The following is a 16,896-nucleotide window of genomic DNA, read 5'->3' as shown; positions in this document are numbered from 1 at the left end:
GGGGCGTCGAGGGCGTAGCCCCGTGGCTCACCCCGATGGTGGCGGATCCGTAGGGGCGTCGACGGTGGCCCATAGGGCGGCGAGGTCGATGGTGAGGCCGTCAAGGCTGGGGGCGGGGAAACGCTCGTCGTCCGCGATCACGGCGAGCATGCAGTAGCCCTCGGGTCCGATCTCCGCAAATTCGAGCACGCGCGACACCGAGTCCAGGCGCCAGTACCATCGAACGCCGAGGTGGGCGTATTCGCGCGCCGCGTGTTGTCCGACGCGACGCAGATCGACCTGATTCCTCGTGAACACTTCGAGGATCAGAGCGGGTATCGAGGTCGCGTCGTTCTTCTTCGATGGGTCGCCTGGCATGTACACGCAGACATCTGGCTTTCGGCCGGTCGCGTGGGAGACGGCGAGCTTGTGACCCCGTCCGTGGACGACGCCACCGCGGGGGATGGCCCAGTCGCGCAGCGTGGCGAGAAACCACGCCGCAATCGCGTCCTCCCGCGGCGTCGAAATCTTCTCCGCGATGAGGAAACCGTCGACGAGCTCACCGGGGCCTTCATGGGCGAGCCATTCGTCGATCGTCATGGGTTCGGCGCGGAGGATGCGGGGCATGGCGGGAGGAGGAGGGGGCTCGGGTTCCTCGGAAGGGCCTTCCCAGCGATCCCAGCCTTCGTCGGGCTCCGGGATATTGAGCGCTTGGAGGACCCTGCGCGCCGCGTGCACGATGGGCTCCGGGGCGGGGCTCCTCGGCTCCCAGGTCGCGACGTGGCCGCGGAGCTCGCAAAGCGCCTGGGTGAGCCCCGTGGAGTCGACGGAGGAGCCGAATGCCTTCACCGCATCTTCGAGGACCTTGGCGAAAGCTTCTCGGGTCGGGGTTTTCTTTTGTTGATGAAATGCATTCGCCAGCACCCGCGGCGCCGCGAGCAGCCCGGCGAGATTCAAAGCGTCAAAAAGGCCCGTCGCGAGGACTCTGGCGCGGTCCTCTAGAGCTTCCTTGGGATCGTCGTCCGCCATCGGTACGCCTCACGGCTCCTTGCAGATCGGGCCGACGAAGTAGCCCTTGAATGCAGAGATTCCACCGGCGCCGATGGCGACCACCTTGCGCGGCGCAAGCCCCGTTTCCTGGCACACGTAAGCGCACCAGGTGGTCAACACGAGGCTTTTCAAGAGGTCTGCAACCCAATCTGGACATATCGAGCACCTCGATTTGCCACAGTCCGTGACGGTGCACCGATGATTCACCGCGGGCGCGTTGTATTCGCAGCGTATGTTCGATTTGCAGTTGAAGTCGAATTCGCACGCCTCGCTGTACGGGGCGGTGTAGAGCGGGAGCGTCGCCGGATCGAGCGTTGCGAGCCACGCATCCGCCGAAGCCGACGCCGCGGGCAGGTACTGCGCCATGAGCTGTCCGAGCGCGTCGGCGTCGAGCGTACTCGGGTCGATCCCCGAGGACTCGGCCTGCGCGACGAGGTACGCGGTGGTCAACGACGACTTCGCCTGCACGAGCGCGAGCTCCTGGGGATCGATCCCCTCGAAGGGATCCGCCTCCTCCTCGGGCGTCGGCTGCGGCTCGTCCGGCTGGTCAGGCGTGTCCGTCCTCCCGTCGTCCGTGGTCTGCTCCTCCTCCGAGATGGGCCCAAACCTGATGACGCACCCCGGGATCGTCGAGTAGGCGGCGAACGTGGCGACGAGGCCGGCGAGTAGCTTCGACCGGATGGCTCTGTCCATGGGAACCCCTCCTTGGTTTCCTGCCGTACCACGAGACGACGAGACACGGCAAGACACCGGCAGGTCGCTTACAGATTCCCCTTGTCTGCCCCCCGCCCCCTCGCCTAGCGTCGTACGCCTTCCCACCTCCAGAGGAGACCATGGCAGACAAGAACATCGATCAGGACGAGACGCAGTTCTACGGCCCGTATGCCTCGAAGAAGATCCGTACGCGCCTCGTCGGGCAGATCCCCGCGTTCGATTCTGCCTTGAACTACATCGCCGATCGCCTCGACGACACCACGCACGCCGTCAAAGCCGCCGTCGATGCAGCCCGGGAGAAGGACGCCGCGCGCCGCAAGGGCACGCAGGACAAGCGGCCTCTCCTCAAGCAGGCTCGCCGATTGCTGGGACAGTTCAGCAAACATCTCGGTGCGCATGACGCAGGGATCGTGGATCGGAAGGTCTTTTTCGTCCGCGATGGCACCGCGACCGGCGTCGGCAATGCCGCGCATGATGTGCTCCTCGCCGTCACGCATATCACGACGAAGCTCGCCGATCCCAAGGTGACCGTCCGTGACGCTGCGCATTGGCACGGGCAGTTCGATTCCATGATGAAGACCCTCTCCCCGGTCGTCGCGTACGCGCAGGATGTGCAGGTCGATCGGCAATCGATCACGCCCGAGGTCGAGGCCGCGCGGCAGGCGTGGCTCAATCGGTACCTTGCCGCGCGGTCCCTCGTGGAAGGCGTGCTCCGGGAGCTCGGCCGGCTCGAACAACTGTCGCTTTTCTTCTACGACCTCCGCGTCCCCGCCGGCACCAAGCTCACCGAGCCCCCGCCGGACGAGCCGCTCGCGTCGAAGACGTCGGACGAGGACGATCAGGACGACGAAGCGTGACAGACGGGCCGATCGGCTACCCATCGGTGGCCCAGACCGAGACAGGTGGCTCGATCGGGGGCCGATCCGCTCGCCTGGAGCTTCCTAACGCCTCGATCGGCTGCCGATCTGCCTTCCTGGAGCCTCCAGACGCCTCGATGGGCTGCCGATTCGCTCGTCTGGCGCCTCCAGACACCTCGACCGGCTGCCAATCGGCCCACCTGGAGAAACCTACCGTCCGGATCGTGTGGAAGCAGACCGCCCGCCTGCTACCTGTAGAAGGCCATGCGCCGTGGCACCCTTCGGAAAGCCGCACGCTTGAACCCCGGCGGACTCTTGCGCCTCGCGCGCTTCCTGCGCCTGCGCGTCGAAGGAATGAGCCCGCGCCAGGTGGCAAGCCTCGTGTACTGGCGGATCACGCGAGAGCGCTATCGAAGGTAGGCGTCACGCAGAGAGGGACCTTTCGAGAAGGCGAATGGCGTCATGCCGCAATGACCCGTTGACGGGGGTCAGGGAAGGTTCATCGATGGCTCGTCCCTCGAGTTCCTCTATAACTACGAGCCGCTGATCGCCGATCTGTTTGATTCTGTGCACATTCAAGACATCAGCGCCAAAGGACCGCGCCGTCGCTCCACGATGGGGATGGCGAGGCCTTACGGCGGGCGCGGGGCGGGCAGCTGCCTATCCGTCTGCGATCACCCACGCTATAGCGAGAGTCAACGAGCGCAGGAGGGGCAACCGCCGGCACGCGACAGGCGTCGACGCGGGCGGAGACCGCGGAAATTATGACAATAGAGACAACCTTGACACGCAGCAGAGCCGAGCGGTGAGTGTTCTATTGTGCGTTGTGCCAGGTGCTCACAACGTCTCCGGCAACAACCCCAACGAATGCTGCTGAGGTTGTCTCGGCGCCCCCGTCGCAAGCTTTCCAAGAACATCAACCAGTGGGTTACCTATGACATTCTTGAGGCGACCACTGCTGCCCAAAGAACCGCCACACGATTCGCAGATATGCGTCGAGTGTGGAGTAAATGCCAGCTCACCTCTATCGAAGTGCGGCAGTCCACACGAGGCGCAGACGATGTGCACGACACGGTTCTCGATATGAGGCAGCGCGCGCTGGGCCATGAGAGTCTGAACCATTAACGGATCCAGGACGACCCCATCCACCACAACGCTAGCAAACGTATCATCTATTACGGGCAACTTGCTTTCTGCGGCGAATGCGAACGCATGAACGTGGATCCCATACTCTTCCGGCCGTTCACCCGTTCTGATGATGGCTGGATTGGATCCCCATAGCTGTATGCCACCAGGATATTCCGACTGCCGTATACGGCAACGACGCGTAGCTTTTCGAGGTTTTGCCGAACCCAGGCCGTACTGGGCTACACACAACGCAGGATTTCCAATTGCGGTATCGGCATCTCGAAATTGCTTCCCGCAACCTGCACATAGATGACCGCGATGTGGATGAACGCTAAACCAGTCCTTATCAAGGTGTGCCCATCCGCAGTAGGTACACTCGATGTACTTCATGGAAAAGCCGAACGCGGAGGTCACCATATAGTAGATTGCCTCTAGTTCGGATATTAGAACTCCGCCACTCGGCAAGCGTCCTTCCCCGTCGCACAGTCTTACGGCTCGGTAGGTACTATCTATGTCTTTGACTCCACCGGAGGCACGTCGGGCATGAACATGAATCCCGCGATCGAGCGGTAGGTTCGTTGTATCATACACCGGTGGAACCGCCCCCCATAGAGCAACACCACCCGGATAGCTTGCGATATCCAGGGACAGGATGTCTCGCTCCTGAATCGGAGGAACATGTGCGTAGCGACATAGTTGTGCTTGTCGACCGTACTTCGCCGTCGCGTCAGCCTTGTGTTTCAAGCACCAATATTTGGTACCACCGTCGCGACGCTTGCCCGTAGGGACTATCTCGCAGGTCGACATGATGGTCATCTCCTAGGCCGCTCGCTTTATTGACTGCAGCCATGCACGTAGAGCAAGTACCTGTTCCTCATTCAGCGTGGTCCCAAACCGGCCAACAACCTGCTTGGGCGACATCCCTTGCTTTTTAAGCACCTCACATAGAACTTCAAGTGTTTCGCTGCGCCCCCGCGCAATCTCTTGCGGTGTCACCAAAGCGATTGGGTTCTTGCCTATCAAATAGTTTTCGAGCCTTTGATCGAATCCATTATGCTTATGTGTATCCAAGGGGTGTTTGTGGCCCTCCGCGTTCACGACGACATTTCCTGTCAGTTGACCATCATCGAGCCTACGTAGACGTTGCTCTGGAAACGCTCGATACGCATCGTTCGCGTGTACCTTCGCAGCAACCTCAAATCCGCCCATCACGAACTGGGGAATTCCCCGAACCTTACCCGAGATAGTAAAGATGTGGTCTCCAGGGAAGACTTTCTTCCGTATATCGGGCCGACACGCACCCAAACTGGGCGAATCTCCTAGGTATGGGTCCTTCACGTGCTTACCCAGCTCAGGGTCGTATCCGCTTGAAGTTATGAATATCTTTCCGATCATTTGCCGCCTCCTACATCATTTGAATCCTCGTCACTCACACCCCACGCCAGCCGCTGCTTCAGCCTATTGCCCTGATGTGGTGATAGAATCTTGTCATGTTGTAGGCGCCCAACAACGATGCCAGGCCCTACACCCACCTCCTCAGCAAAATCGTGTATGCTTTCATTAGTAAACCTGCCAGCCCTCACGAACCTAGACAGGCTTTCGGGAGGAATCAACGTATCTGCCGCAAAGCGATTTGCCTCGTCTTCAAAACGCTGCATTTCGGGGTCGACAACATGGTCACCCAGGTCCTCGATTGCGTTATCAAGAACAAACGGACGATCCCGCCGGTGAAGGAGGATGTGCCCCAACTCGTGGAAAAACGTGAACCACAGCTGATCGTCCGTCTTGTACCGTAGCGTCAGGGCAATGAGAGCCCTGTTGCTAGACAACCATCGCGCGCACCCACTAATCCCGGTATTTGGAAGATCATGCACCCATACGACGGCAACACCTGCAGCCCCACACAACTCTTGCACAGGTGCCATTATCTGTTCCGCGCGCATACGTGTACATTGCCGCAGCTTGCTAATGACTGACCGGAGGCGCGCTTCATCAAACGGCGATGTTTCCAGTTCAGCAGCAGTAAGTTCGGCAGCTCTGACCCATGCTGCGGTCGCCTCCTCGCTCAGCTGAAACTTTCTAGTTTGGCGATAAGAAACATCAGCTGCCTGCCAAACTGAGGTCCAACTCTGAGGCGAAGACACGGCGAAGAAGGAGAGAAGTGCGTCCACGTCGTCTTGACCTTCTCGCACATCAAGCCATCCATACCGCTTCATTAGTTTCATGGGGAATTTGTCTGCCCAGTCCTTCCATCCGCTTGCCGCATCCCGCACGCGGCGCCGCGCCTCGGCTTCATCAAACTGTCGTTGCAGATTCAGCCAAAGATGCGCGGGGCGATGGAAGACCTTCTCAAGCGCAATGGCAGTGGCAGGCGTAATCGGAGCCTTCCCGGCACAAATTTCGCTGATGGTCTTGGGCGTCAAACCAGTCCGTCGAGCGAGTTCTCGCTGCGACCATGCGTTGAATTCAAGGTACTCGACCACCATACCGCCGGGATGCGGCACGATGTTCGGCTCGAATTTCGGTCCGCGCGTGTTATCCATGAGTGTCCTCGATCCCGACGATTTCGATTGCACGAATCAACTGCCACAGCTCCCGCTCGTCCACGGGCAGCGGCCCGGGAGGAAGGTCGAGAGGTACGAACAACAGCCGGTACGGCTGTTTCACGTCCATGGAAAAGGTCCCAGCGAGATCAGCCGTCAGCTTGTGGCAGCGCTCAGGGCCGGTTTTAGGCGGCCAGAAGTCGGCGAGTGTCGCAGCAGCGCGCAGGGCGGCCATGCGTAGCGTGATCTTCTTCGCCATCTCCATGCCGTACAGCTTCCTGCAGTCAGCGGGGCTCTCCAGCGCTGTCTGTAATTTTCGGCTCTTGAAGTATATGTCCATGTTCCCCACTGGGTGCACGACGCAGGCAGACGACGCGTTACCTAACGGGTAACACGAATCTGTGCGTCGCGCAAGGATGGGTTCGACAGCTTCCTCAAGCAGGGTCGAGATCTCGATGCTCCACACGGCCCACCAGGGCCAGGGAGGCAGACGTGACAGGGCGTCGCCTCCCCCCGAGGAGGCGGCGGCCGCAGGAGAGAGAGGTCGGCGCAGGAGATCAGGGCGTACATCCGAAGAGGATCCCCGACACCTCGCCGCCATCCTCCTTGGACCTCCTCTGCTACCACTCCCCTGTCTCGGACCCCGACCTCTCCGGGCCACCACCGGCGAAGCCTCGAGTGCCCGCACTTCAGTCACCGCCTCCCGGCGGAGCACGACTCGGCTCGATCATCGCTCCTCGCGTTCCGGCTGGACGCCTGAGCACATACGTCACAGCAGGGCTACCGCCGCCGCGACGCGAACCAACCGATCTCGAATCGAAGGCCGCAGCGTCGCGCTGATCGCTCACCACCCCGGCCCCTGCCCTCCAAGCACGATATGCAATCCCGCATCGTGACGTAGATCCTCGGCCCTGCCCCCCAGCGCTCGCTCCTGACCGTACGAATGCAGCACCACGTGCGGCACGAGCCCGAAGCTCAACACCTGCTGCTCTCCCTCCTTGCCCAGCGAAAACGCCACCCCCAGAGCCGCCGTCAATCGTGTCTCGTTCGAGAACACCCCGACGAGCTGGCCGCAGGGCTGCCACGGAGCTTCCTCGGGACAATCGTCGTCGCCCGGTAAATCGCGGTAGGCCGTGTTGTACGCCGCCCCGTGGCTCACGTAGAGGTTGAAGAGCGGCGCCACGCTGCCCAGGCGCATGCTCAGATCGAAGCCGGCGCGGCCCCAGGGGCCATTGCCGATCGCCGAGTAATACCCGCCGGCGCCGAACGCGAGGGAAACCGGGTCCCGGTTGTCCTCGTCGAGCAATGCGAAGCGCGCCTCGCCGCCGAGGCGCTGGAAGCCGAGGGAGGCGCCGAGCTCGAACCAGCGCGTGACGCCATAACGAAGGCCGACGTCGTACACGCTGAACCCGGCGCTCCAGAACCAGGGGAACGTCTCCGTCTCGGGGTAGATGTCCGCGCCGCCGGTGGAGACGGATTCGTCCTCGCCGGCGCCGCCCTCGAAGTGGCCCCAGCCGAAATTCCAGAGCGTGCCGTGGACGGACCAGCCGAACTTGCCGGCCGGCGTGGTGTCGCCCGTGCGTGGCGCGATGGCGGGGCTGCAGGCGGGGACGGTGAGGAGCAGGGGAAGGAAGAAAAGAAGATGCGGCTTCATGACCTCAGAATAAGGCCATGGGGCGCGTGATCGTCACGCTTTCTTGGATACGTCGAGCGCGCCCGAGAGCAGCAAAGGCAGGAGCGCGTCGCGGATGCTCGAGAGCCTTCGGTTTTGCGCTTGGAGCGCGACCATCGCCTCGGGGCGCGTGACGGATTGTTCGAGCGGGAGGCCGAGGAGCGCCGCGAATTGCAAGGCGCTCAGGACCTCGATGATTCGATCCTGGACGGGAAGCGGGGGTACGGCGAGCTCGAATTCGAAGAGATCGCTCTGGTACAGCTCCGGGTACGTCGAGCCGTTCGCCACCTTGTCGAGGTAGGGCCGGTTCGCGCGTAACCAATAGGCCAGGTAGAGCGGTCGTAATGCGGGGCCGCAACGAAAATTCAAAAACCCCTGGTTCGTGGCCATCGGGACGGCGTTCACCGCGACGGCGCCGACGGGCGCGCGCTTCGTCAGCATCACGGTTCCCGGCGGTAACAACTTCGCCGAGGAGTCTTCCAGGCCGAGCTGCGTGATCGAGCGCTCCGTGCGCGAGACGAAGAGGCCATCTTGCAGGCTCGTGATTTCCTTCGGGGTGAGCCAGGGGAGGTCACCGTCCCAGTATTCGTCGACCGACGTGCTCGGCGTGCCGCCGCTGTCGACGCGCAGGATCAATTCGCCGTCCGGCTCCAGCGTGCTCCGGCGCCAGCTCTTCGGGCAGATCAGATACGGCTCAGCCACGGAGGAGCTCCTCGAGGACACGCAAGGCCGCATTCGAGGCCCGATCGATCTCCTGGAATCGCGCGAGGATCTCGGCGAGCTCCGCCTGCAAGGCGCCATGATCCCAGGACGCCTCGGGGCGGCTCTCGAATCCCACGTATCGACCCGGGACGAGAACGTACTTGTGCGCGCGAACATCGGCGAGCGTCGCGGAACGAGCAAACCCGGGCACGTCGGCATACGCCGTGGGCTCACGCTCGCCGCGCCAGGCGTGGTAGGTGTCGGCGATTCTCTTGATGTCTTCCGCGGTGAGCACGCGTTTCACGCGGTCGTTCATCGTCCCCATCGTCCGCGCGTCGATGAAGAGGACGTTTCCGCCGCGGTCCTTCAGCCGTTTGCCCTGCTCGCCGATCCCGTTTTTCTTGTCGCGCGCAAGGATCCACAAGCACACGGGGATCTGCGTCGAGTCGAAGAGCTGGCCCGGCAGCGCGACCATACAATCGACGAGGTCCGCCTCGACGAGCTTCTTCCGGATCTCCCCCTCCCCCGATTGTTGCGACGACATGCTGCCGTTCGCGAGCACGAACCCGGCGATCCCCGTCGGCGCGAGGTGGTGCAGGAAATGCTGCACCCAGGCGAAGTTCGCATTGCCCGCGGGCGGCATGCCGAACGGGAAACGCGCGTCGTCGCGCAGGCGCGCGCCGCCCCAGTCCGAGTCGTTGAACGGCGGGTTCGCGAGGATGTAATCGCAGAGCAGGCCCTCGTGCAGGTCGCGCTGGAAGCTATCGGCCCATTCGCGGCCGAGGTCGCCGTCGATCTGCCGGATGGCGAGGTTCATCTTCGCGAGGCGCCACGTCGTCGGGTTCGACTCCTGGCCGTAGACACGAATGTCGCCGATACGCCCGCCGTGTTCCTCGACGAACTTCTCGCTATGCACGAACATGCCGCCCGAGCCGCAGCACGGGTCGAAGACGCGGCCCTTGTACGGGGCCAGCATCTCCACGAGTAGCTCGACGATGCATTTCGGCGTGTAGAACTGGCCGCCGCGTTTTCCCTCGGCCGCGGCGAAATGGCCGAGGAAGTACATGTACACATCGCCGAGGACGTCACGCCCGCGCCTCGCCTTGTCCTTGAAGCCGAGGTCGCCGAAGAGTTTTACCAGTTCGCCGAGGCGCGGCGTGTCGAGCGCGGGGCGGGCGTAGTCCTTGGGCAAGACGCCTGCGAGCGCGGGGTTTTCCCGTTCGATGGCGAGCATGGCCGCGTCGATGCGCTTGCCGACGCCGGGCTCGGCGGCGTGGCCCGTGAGGTACGACCAGCGCGCTTCCCGCGGGACCCAGAAGACGTTTTCGGCGCGATAGGTGGCCGGGTCCTCGGGATCGGCGCCGGCCGCGGCGAGGGCGGCGTGTGTTTCCTCGAAGGCGTCGGAGATGTATTTGAGGAAGATCAGCCCGAGGACGACGTGCTTGTACTCGGCGGCATCGAGGCTGCTCCGTAGCTTATCGGCCGCTGCCCAGAGGGTCGCCTCGTAATCGCCTACGCCTCCGCCGTCGGTAGCCTGTTTCGACGCGCTCGTTTTCGCCGTCCGGGAGGTCATCGGTCAGGCTCGGACGATTTCGCGGTCCTGCTCGGCCGCCGCAATCTGCAAGGGCCCGGGTCGATCCACGAGCCTGTGCAGCGAAAGGCACGCCTGGTCCACCATTCCGAGCAGCGGCCGCGGCGCCACGCCGAGCACCACGAGCCCAATCGCCAGCGGTAGCGCCGCCACGAGCTCACGGCCGTTCAGCGCGGGGAACTTGCCGCCGAACGGCTCCAGGTACTTGCTCGTCTGCCATTCTTCGCGGGCCTCGCCAAACAGGAGGTGCCCCATCGCGAAGATGTGCACCGCCGCGAGGGCCACGATTCCGATCGCTCCGAAGACACCAATCACCCGCTCCCGCGCGAACGCCCCCCACAGCGCGAGCAGGGGTCCCCAGAAGCCCGCGAGCAGCGGCAGTCCGAGCGACGCGAGCATGCCGAGACCAAACAGCGTCGAGAACAGCGGCATTTCCCGCGCGAGGCCACCGAATCGCCCGAGGTCCCGCGTCTGCACCCGCGATTCCAGGACCGAGACGAGCACGAAGAGCAGGCCAACGATCACGCCGTGCGTCGCCGCCACCACCACGCTCGCCTCGAATCCTTGCGGCGTGAGTGATCCAATCCCGAGAAGCGCAATCCCGCCGTGTGCACCGGCAATCCGCGCCAAAAACCGTTTCAGGTCGTTCTGCGCGATCGCCGCGAGCGCGGAGACGAGGATCCCCGCCGCGCCGAGAATCGAGATCGTCAGCGCGGCCCAGCGCATGCCATCCGGCAAGACGCCCACGTTGAGCCGCAGAATGCCATACACCCCGGTCGAGAGGAGCGCGCCGGAGAGGAGCACGCTCGTCGGCGCGTCGGCCTCGGCATGCAGGTCCGCGAGATACCCCGGGAACGGGAATGCGGACATGCGAAGCGCAAAGGCGACGAAAAGCGCCGTCCAGAGGACCTTCACGGCGGAATAGCCACCAACGGTAAGACCCTTTTCGACCCACGCGACACGCGCGAGCTCGGGGATCGCGGCCGCGCGGCGGACGGATTCACCCGTCGCGAGGTACGTCGGGTCGGCGTTTTGCCAGAGGAACCAGGAGGCGGCGCAGAGGAGCGCGGCGCCAATCAGGGAGGAGACGAGGACACGCGCGGCGGCACGGCGCGGGCCCGGGCCGCCGCGAAGCGCGACGAGCAGGCTCGTGGGGAGGACGCCGAGGAGAAAAAAGGCGCAGAACAAGAAGAGGTCGAGCGAGACAAGGACGCCGAGCGAGGCCGTGAGGAAGAGGCCCGCGAGGGCGTGGTAGGTGGCCGCGCGGTCGCGCAAGGTGGCACTCGCGATCGAGGCGACGAATGCGAGGAGGACGGCCGCCGCGACGAGCGCGAGCGAGATGCCGTCGACGCCGAGGAAGTATTCGACGCCGAGCGATGGGAGGAGGCGGGCACGTTCGAGGAACTGGAAGCCGTCGTTGCCGTCGGCGCGGCTGAAGGCGCGGTCGAAGCGAACGCAGAGCCAGGCGACGAAGACGAGGAGCGAGCCGTGGACGAGGGCGCTCGTCGTGGCGAGGACGCGCGGGTGATCACGTCGCGTGACGCGGAGGAGGAGCGCGAGGAGCGTGCCGAGGAGCGGGAAGAAGACGACAATGGAGAGCGGGTTCTTGCCGAGGAAGCCGAGGCCGAGCGGTCGTTCCGCGTGGATGGCGATGGCGAGGGGGCGGCCGGGTTCGCCGCCGTCGCTCAGGCTGTTCGATTCGACGAGGACCTGGCCGTAGAGCTCGCGGGCGCGGGCGGCCTCGTAGCGCCATCGGATGGTGACGCGTCGCTCCTGGCCGGGCGGGATGCGGGTGACCGCGCGGGAGCCTTCGACGGTGACGGTGATGCCGGGCGGGAGGAGCGGATCCGTGGCGGAGGTGCGGGCGTCGACGCGCGAGAGCTCGAGCGGGCCGGGGCCTTCGTTGCGAATGAAAAACGCGCCGGTCATGTGCTCGCCGTCGGGCGAGAGGGAGAGCTCGACGTGATCGCCGCCGAACTCGGGGCGAAGGGCGGCACGGCCCGCAGGTTCGTCGGCGAAGGCGGGAGCCGCGAGGCCGAGGATGACGAGCGCGGCGAAGAGGGAGAAGAGGCGCTCGAAGAGGCGCGCCGGGAGGCCGAGGACGAGGTCGTCGATCGTGGAGACGAGCTTCGAGGCGGCACGCGCGATCGTGTTGGCTGCTTCGAAGAGGGCCTCGCCGAGTTTTGCGCCGGGGCCGTCGAGGAGGGCGCGCGCACCGGGGAAGGAGAGGTTTTTCGCGGGTCGTTTCTCGCGTTGCTCGGGTGTTCGCAGGCAGGTCGCCGCGCGCACGAGCGCGTGGAGCGAGACGAGGACAACGGCGAAGGCAGGCTCGTCGAGGCCGATCGCGATGAAGGCGAGGCCGACGGCGGCAATCGTTACGAAGACGAAACGATGCGGGTGCCTGTGTTCGAGCGCGGCACGAAGCGCCGCGAGCGCGGTCGAGACCACGCCGAAGACGGTGACGACACTCGAGGCCGTGGGGCTCAGCGTGAAGAGGTCGGAGAATCGAACGAGGAGGAGCGGTCCTGGCGCGAGCGCGAGGCCGAGCACGAGCGCGAGCACAGGCGGAGAGAGAGACGACGCGGCGCTCGGGAGCCAGCCGGAGAAGGGAAAGGTCGCGCTCGTCGCGGCCGCGCCGAAGAAGAGCAGGAGGCACGCGAGCGTGACGAGGCCGATCGATCCAGCGCCGAGCTTTCCGGCGAGCGCACGAGCCACGGACTGCCGTCCCTCCGCGTCACGGATCACGAGCTGATCGTGGATCTCACGAAACGCGACCGTGGGGCCGAGCGGCGCGATTCGAACGTCTTCGCCCTCGGGGACGACGAGGCCCTCGATCCAGGCGGCCTCCAGGCCATCTCCCGTGACCGTGGCGCCGCCGCCCGGCACGATGACGACCGAATACGTGCCCGCGGCGATGTCCCGGCGCACGAAGGGCGCAACCGCGAAGGGCGCAGGGTTCTGCGCGAGCTGCGCGCGATCCGAGACGCCAAGGTACACACGCGCGCCCGGGTGGCTCGTGAACGTGAGGGTTCCGCGCTTCTCCGCGCGCTCGGCGATGATCTTCACGTCGCGCTCGCCACGCGGACGCTCGACGTCCTCGGCGAGCATCTCTTCGGCGGGGATGCGACCCTCGGCATACACGGGGACGAACCGCGCGCGGAAATCCGCGAGGAAATGGCCCTCGTCGAGCCACGCGCCGCCAAGGCCCCAGAAGAGGAAGACGAGGCCAGAGACGATCGCGGCGCCGCCGAGGCTCGCGACGACGCCCGCGCGCATGCCCGCGGATGCGGAGGCCTGCGAGGCCTTGCCTCCCACGATGAAGAGGCCCGTCGCGAGGACGACGGCAGCCCAGCCGAAGAGCCACACGATCGCATCGGCCGCGAGCGCGACGAGCGAGAGGCCGGACGCAAAGAGGGACGCTGTGGCGGCGAAACGAATCGCCGCGCGATCGTCTTCGATGAGCTTGCGCGCGGAGACGTGCGTGATCGCGACGACGAGGAGCGCGACGAGGAGAAAACCCGCGCCGAGCGGGTCGAGGACGAACGAGGCATTCGCGTCGAGCGAGCCGATACGCACGAGGCGGAAAGACACGTCGAAGAACGCGCGGCGCGCAGGATCGAGCGAGGCGAGGCGCGCCGTGTCGACGAGGGCGAGCGCGAGCGCGAGCAGCGTCGCGCCGAGGCCGAGGTGCGTCGCCCGGCGTCGTCCCATCCGCGCGCCGAAGAGGGCCACGACGATCGCGGCGAAGAGAGGCACGAGCGGCACGAGGCCGAGCGGCACGAGGGGCGCCTCGACGGGCGTGAGCGGACCGGCATACGCGGGCATGGCTGTCCGGAGAATGTCGCGCGCCTCGGAAGGCGCCAGCCCCGTTCGTCGGGCCCCGCAATCGAGCGGGCAAGAGCAGGGCGCCGTCGAGGCGAGGAGCGGGCGGGCGTGTCAGCATCAGCGGATGTCGACGGACACCGGCGTCGCATTCTTGGTCGACGAGACGGCGGGGGAAATAACCAGGCTGCGTGAGGAAAACCGGCGGCTACGCGAGGACCAGCGCCGCCTGGCCATGCTGGTCGAGGTGACGAACGACTGGATCTGGGAGGTCGACACGAACGGGGTCTACACGTTCGTGAGCCAGCGAATCCGCGATTTCCTGGGCTACGAGCCGGAGGAGGCGCTCGGAAAGACGCCGCTCGACTTCATGCCGCCCGAAGAGGCCGCCCGCGTGGGCGCCCTCCTCCGCCCGATCCTCGCGGCGCGCGCGCCGTTCAAGGACCTCGAAAACGTGAACCGGCACAAGGACGGCCGGCACGTGGTGCTGGAGACGAGCGGGGTGCCGCTCTTCGACGAGGCCGGCACCTACTGCGGATATCGCGGCGTGGACCGCGACGTGACGATGCGCAAGCTCGCCGAGTCGGAGCGGGCGCGGATGCAGGAGGAGATCATCCGCGCGCAGGAGTCGATGCTCGAAGAGCTCGAAACGCCACTCCTGCCCGTCGCCGAGGGCGTGCTCGTGATGCCGCTCATCGGCTCGGTGGACAAACGGCGCGCCGGGAGGATCGTCGACGCGCTGCTCGCCGCGGTGTCGTCCCGCGCGGCACGGTTCGCGATCATCGATCTCACGGGTCTGCGCGCCGTGGATCACGCGGTGCTGGAGCTGCTCTGCGAGGCGGTGCGCGGAGCACGGCTGCTCGGCGCGGAGGTGCTCCTGACGGGCGTGCGGGCCGAGGTGGCGCGCAAGATGGTCGAGCTCGACGTGGGCGAGATGCGGACGCTGAGCACGCTGGCCCGGGGGATCACGTTCGCGCTGGGGGCGCAGAGGCGGCGCTGACGAAGCAACGGCGCGAGGCCGGCGGGATCACTCGTCCTCGCCGCTGGTTCCCACGCCTTGCATGTCGAGCGGCCCTTCGAGGGCCACGCGCAGCGCCGAGAGGGCGCGCGCCGCGCGGGACTTCACGGTGCCGAGCGGCACGCCGTCACGCTCGGCGATCTCGGGATAACTGAGCCCTTCGAAAAACGCCGTCTCCAAGGTCGCGCGTTGCGCCGCGGGCAAACCGACGAGCGCGGCGCGCACCGCGCGACGTTCGAGATCGAGCACCGAGGTCGACTCGGGATCGATCACCGGCTCGATCGGCTCGTGCCGGAGCTCCTCGTCCGTGATCTGCGCCCTGCGCGTGCGTCGCCGCGCGCGATCGAGGGCCAGGTTTCGCACCGTGGTGACGAGCCACGCGACCACCGTGCCTCGCTCGGCGCGGTACTGATCGGCGCGCTCGACGATCGCGACGAACGCGTCGTGCACGACGTCCTCGGCCTCGAGCGCATCCCGCACGATCTTGAGCGCGAGGCCGTACGCGACGCTCGCGTGGCGATCGTAGATCTCCGCGATGGCGTCGTCGTCCCCATCACAGATGCGGCGCATGGCACGCGCGTCCAGCGCGTCCCGCTCCGCCCGGCTCTGGCGCCCACCCGCCGTCATGGCCACCTAACGAAAGGTGCACACTGGCCGAACGTCAACCGATTTACGGTGCGCATCGCCGTACGCTCCCGTGCTTCTGGGCATGCGTCCCAAGGATGGGCACGCCGTCAAGAAGGCTCCGGCTCCGCGTTCTTCGGGATGGACGTCGCCTCGGGCGTGCCGAGCGTGACCTTGCGCAAGAGCGCCCACAGCTCGGCGCGGCCCTCGCCCGTGACCGAGGAGAAATTGATCACCTTGCGCCCGGTGCTCTTCGCCATCGCCGCCGTCGCGCTGCGGCTCGCCGAACGCCCGATCTTGTCGACCTTCGTGGCGACGATGACGATCTCCACCGGCCGGCGCTGGACGTCCCGTGCCTCCTCCACGAACTGGATGAGCTCGAGGTCGTCCTCCTCCAGGCCGCGACGCACGTCGACCAGGATGACCAGGGCCGCGAGCGTAATGCGGCCCTTCAGGTACCCCTCGATGAGGTCCCCCCACGCCGTCCGTTCGGCCTTCGATCGTTTGGCGTAGCCGTAGCCGGGCAGGTCGATGAGGTGAAACATCGCGCCGTCCCTGGCGCGCGCCTCGAAGAGGTTGATCTGCCGCGTGACGCCAGGCGTCGCACCCGTGCGCACGAGGCCCTTGCGCTCGACGAGCGTGTTGATGAGGCTCGACTTGCCGACGTTCGATCGACCTGCGAAGGCGATCTCGGCCATCGTCGGGGCCGGGAGCGACGAGCCCGGCGCGGCCGCGGCGAGGAACTGCGCATGCACGATCTGCTTGGGATCGAGCGCCTTCTTTTTGCCTTCCGGCGGCGCGCTCGCCGGCTTCGGCCCCGCGGCCGGCTTCTTCTTCGTGGGCTTGGTTTTTTCGTTCACGGAACCGATCCTGGGCTGAACGTCGGTTTGCACGCGTCGCACTGGCAAAGCGAGCGGAGGTAGCGGAACGAGTAGATGCCCGTGTCGTGCTGGTCGCCCCAGGTGAACTGCAGGGCGTAGTTGCCGACCTGCTGGATCTCGCGAAGGCTGAGGTCGCCGCCGGGCACGAAATGGATGGTGCCGCCGTGCCCCTGGCAGACCGCGCAAGGGCAGTATCCGCGCAGGATCTCGTGCGGAAGCACGCTCTTGTGCCCGTCGGCCCACTCGATCTCCATGGTCCGCGCGCCATGCGGTGCTTTGACCATCGTGGGTTCGATCCTCGGATCGCTCATCGTG

Annotated in this window: 15 protein-coding genes; 3 read left to right on the top strand and 12 right to left on the bottom strand. The window is 65.5% G+C overall.

Features of this window, described 5'->3' with window-relative positions; translation table 11 throughout:
* Positions 1-27: 27 nt before the first annotated feature.
* Positions 28-1,008 (bottom strand): Uma2 family endonuclease, encoded by a 981-nt coding sequence (locus tag KEG38_RS02840; RefSeq protein WP_272417411.1) that lies wholly within the window; start codon positions 1,006-1,008, stop codon positions 28-30.
* Positions 1,009-1,017: 9 nt separating this feature from the next.
* Positions 1,018-1,722 carry a hypothetical protein gene (locus tag KEG38_RS02835; RefSeq protein WP_272417410.1) on the bottom strand — a complete coding sequence of 235 codons (705 nt, stop codon included), beginning with the start codon at positions 1,720-1,722 and terminating at the stop codon, positions 1,018-1,020.
* Between the two features lie 140 nt (positions 1,723-1,862).
* On the opposite strand from KEG38_RS02835, the gene KEG38_RS02830 reads away from it, so the two are divergent.
* Positions 1,863-2,600 carry a hypothetical protein gene (locus tag KEG38_RS02830; RefSeq protein WP_272417409.1) on the top strand — a complete coding sequence of 246 codons (738 nt, stop codon included), beginning with the start codon at positions 1,863-1,865 and terminating at the stop codon, positions 2,598-2,600.
* Between the two features lie 264 nt (positions 2,601-2,864).
* On the top strand, positions 2,865-3,020 hold the full coding sequence (locus KEG38_RS02825) for a hypothetical protein (protein WP_272417408.1): 156 nt from the start codon (positions 2,865-2,867) through the stop codon (positions 3,018-3,020).
* Positions 3,021-4,547: 1,527 nt separating this feature from the next.
* On the opposite strand, the gene KEG38_RS02820 is transcribed toward KEG38_RS02825, so the two are convergent.
* From KEG38_RS02820 to KEG38_RS02790, 7 genes are all read right to left on the bottom strand, one after another.
* The gene (locus KEG38_RS02820) at positions 4,548-5,123 is read right to left on the bottom strand and encodes a hypothetical protein (RefSeq protein WP_272417407.1); all 576 of its coding nucleotides are present in this window, start codon (positions 5,121-5,123) and stop codon (positions 4,548-4,550) included.
* Entirely contained in the window at positions 5,120-6,271 is a 1,152-nt protein-coding gene (locus KEG38_RS02815) for a HigA family addiction module antitoxin (protein WP_272417406.1), read from the bottom strand. The genes KEG38_RS02820 and KEG38_RS02815 overlap by 4 nt, the downstream gene beginning before the upstream one ends.
* Positions 6,264-6,530 (bottom strand): hypothetical protein, encoded by a 267-nt coding sequence (locus tag KEG38_RS02810; protein WP_272417405.1) that lies wholly within the window; start codon positions 6,528-6,530, stop codon positions 6,264-6,266. The genes KEG38_RS02815 and KEG38_RS02810 overlap by 8 nt, the downstream gene beginning before the upstream one ends.
* Before the next feature lie 585 nt (positions 6,531-7,115).
* A complete protein-coding gene (locus tag KEG38_RS02805) occupies positions 7,116-7,925 on the bottom strand; it encodes a hypothetical protein (RefSeq protein ID WP_272417404.1) in 810 nt (269 codons plus the stop codon).
* A 33-nt stretch (positions 7,926-7,958) separates the two neighbouring features.
* The gene (locus KEG38_RS02800) at positions 7,959-8,645 is read right to left on the bottom strand and encodes a restriction endonuclease subunit S (protein WP_272417403.1); all 687 of its coding nucleotides are present in this window, start codon (positions 8,643-8,645) and stop codon (positions 7,959-7,961) included.
* Positions 8,638-10,218, bottom strand: a complete 1,581-nt coding sequence (locus KEG38_RS02795; RefSeq protein ID WP_272417402.1) for a type I restriction-modification system subunit M — start codon at positions 10,216-10,218, stop codon at positions 8,638-8,640. The genes KEG38_RS02800 and KEG38_RS02795 overlap by 8 nt, the downstream gene beginning before the upstream one ends.
* 3 nt (positions 10,219-10,221) lie before the next feature.
* A complete protein-coding gene (locus KEG38_RS02790; protein ID WP_272417401.1) occupies positions 10,222-14,061 on the bottom strand; it encodes an NADH-quinone oxidoreductase subunit M in 3,840 nt (1,279 codons plus the stop codon).
* 124 nt (positions 14,062-14,185) lie between these two features.
* Between KEG38_RS02790 and KEG38_RS02785 the strand changes: the two genes are divergently transcribed.
* Complete coding sequence (locus tag KEG38_RS02785) at positions 14,186-15,058, top strand: PAS domain S-box protein (RefSeq protein ID WP_272417400.1); 873 nt, start codon at positions 14,186-14,188, stop codon at positions 15,056-15,058.
* A 27-nt stretch (positions 15,059-15,085) separates the two neighbouring features.
* Here KEG38_RS02785 and KEG38_RS02780 read toward each other — a convergent pair whose 3' ends face one another.
* From KEG38_RS02780 to KEG38_RS02770, 3 genes are all read right to left on the bottom strand, one after another.
* The gene (locus tag KEG38_RS02780) at positions 15,086-15,703 is read right to left on the bottom strand and encodes an RNA polymerase sigma factor (RefSeq protein ID WP_272417399.1); all 618 of its coding nucleotides are present in this window, start codon (positions 15,701-15,703) and stop codon (positions 15,086-15,088) included.
* Positions 15,704-15,810: 107 nt separating this feature from the next.
* The gene (gene yihA, locus KEG38_RS02775) at positions 15,811-16,560 is read right to left on the bottom strand and encodes a ribosome biogenesis GTP-binding protein YihA/YsxC (protein WP_272417398.1); all 750 of its coding nucleotides are present in this window, start codon (positions 16,558-16,560) and stop codon (positions 15,811-15,813) included.
* Positions 16,557-16,892, bottom strand: a complete 336-nt coding sequence (locus tag KEG38_RS02770; protein ID WP_272417397.1) for a gamma-butyrobetaine hydroxylase family protein — start codon at positions 16,890-16,892, stop codon at positions 16,557-16,559. The genes yihA and KEG38_RS02770 overlap by 4 nt, the downstream gene beginning before the upstream one ends.
* Positions 16,893-16,896: the final 4 nt, after the last annotated feature.

It is taken from the genome of Polyangium jinanense (assembly GCF_028435265.1).
In the GTDB taxonomy this organism is placed as follows: domain Bacteria; phylum Myxococcota_A; class Polyangia; order Polyangiales; family Polyangiaceae; genus Polyangium; species Polyangium jinanense.
Note: the sequence above shows the minus strand (reverse complement) of the source record. Positions and strands in the feature narration are given on the sequence as shown.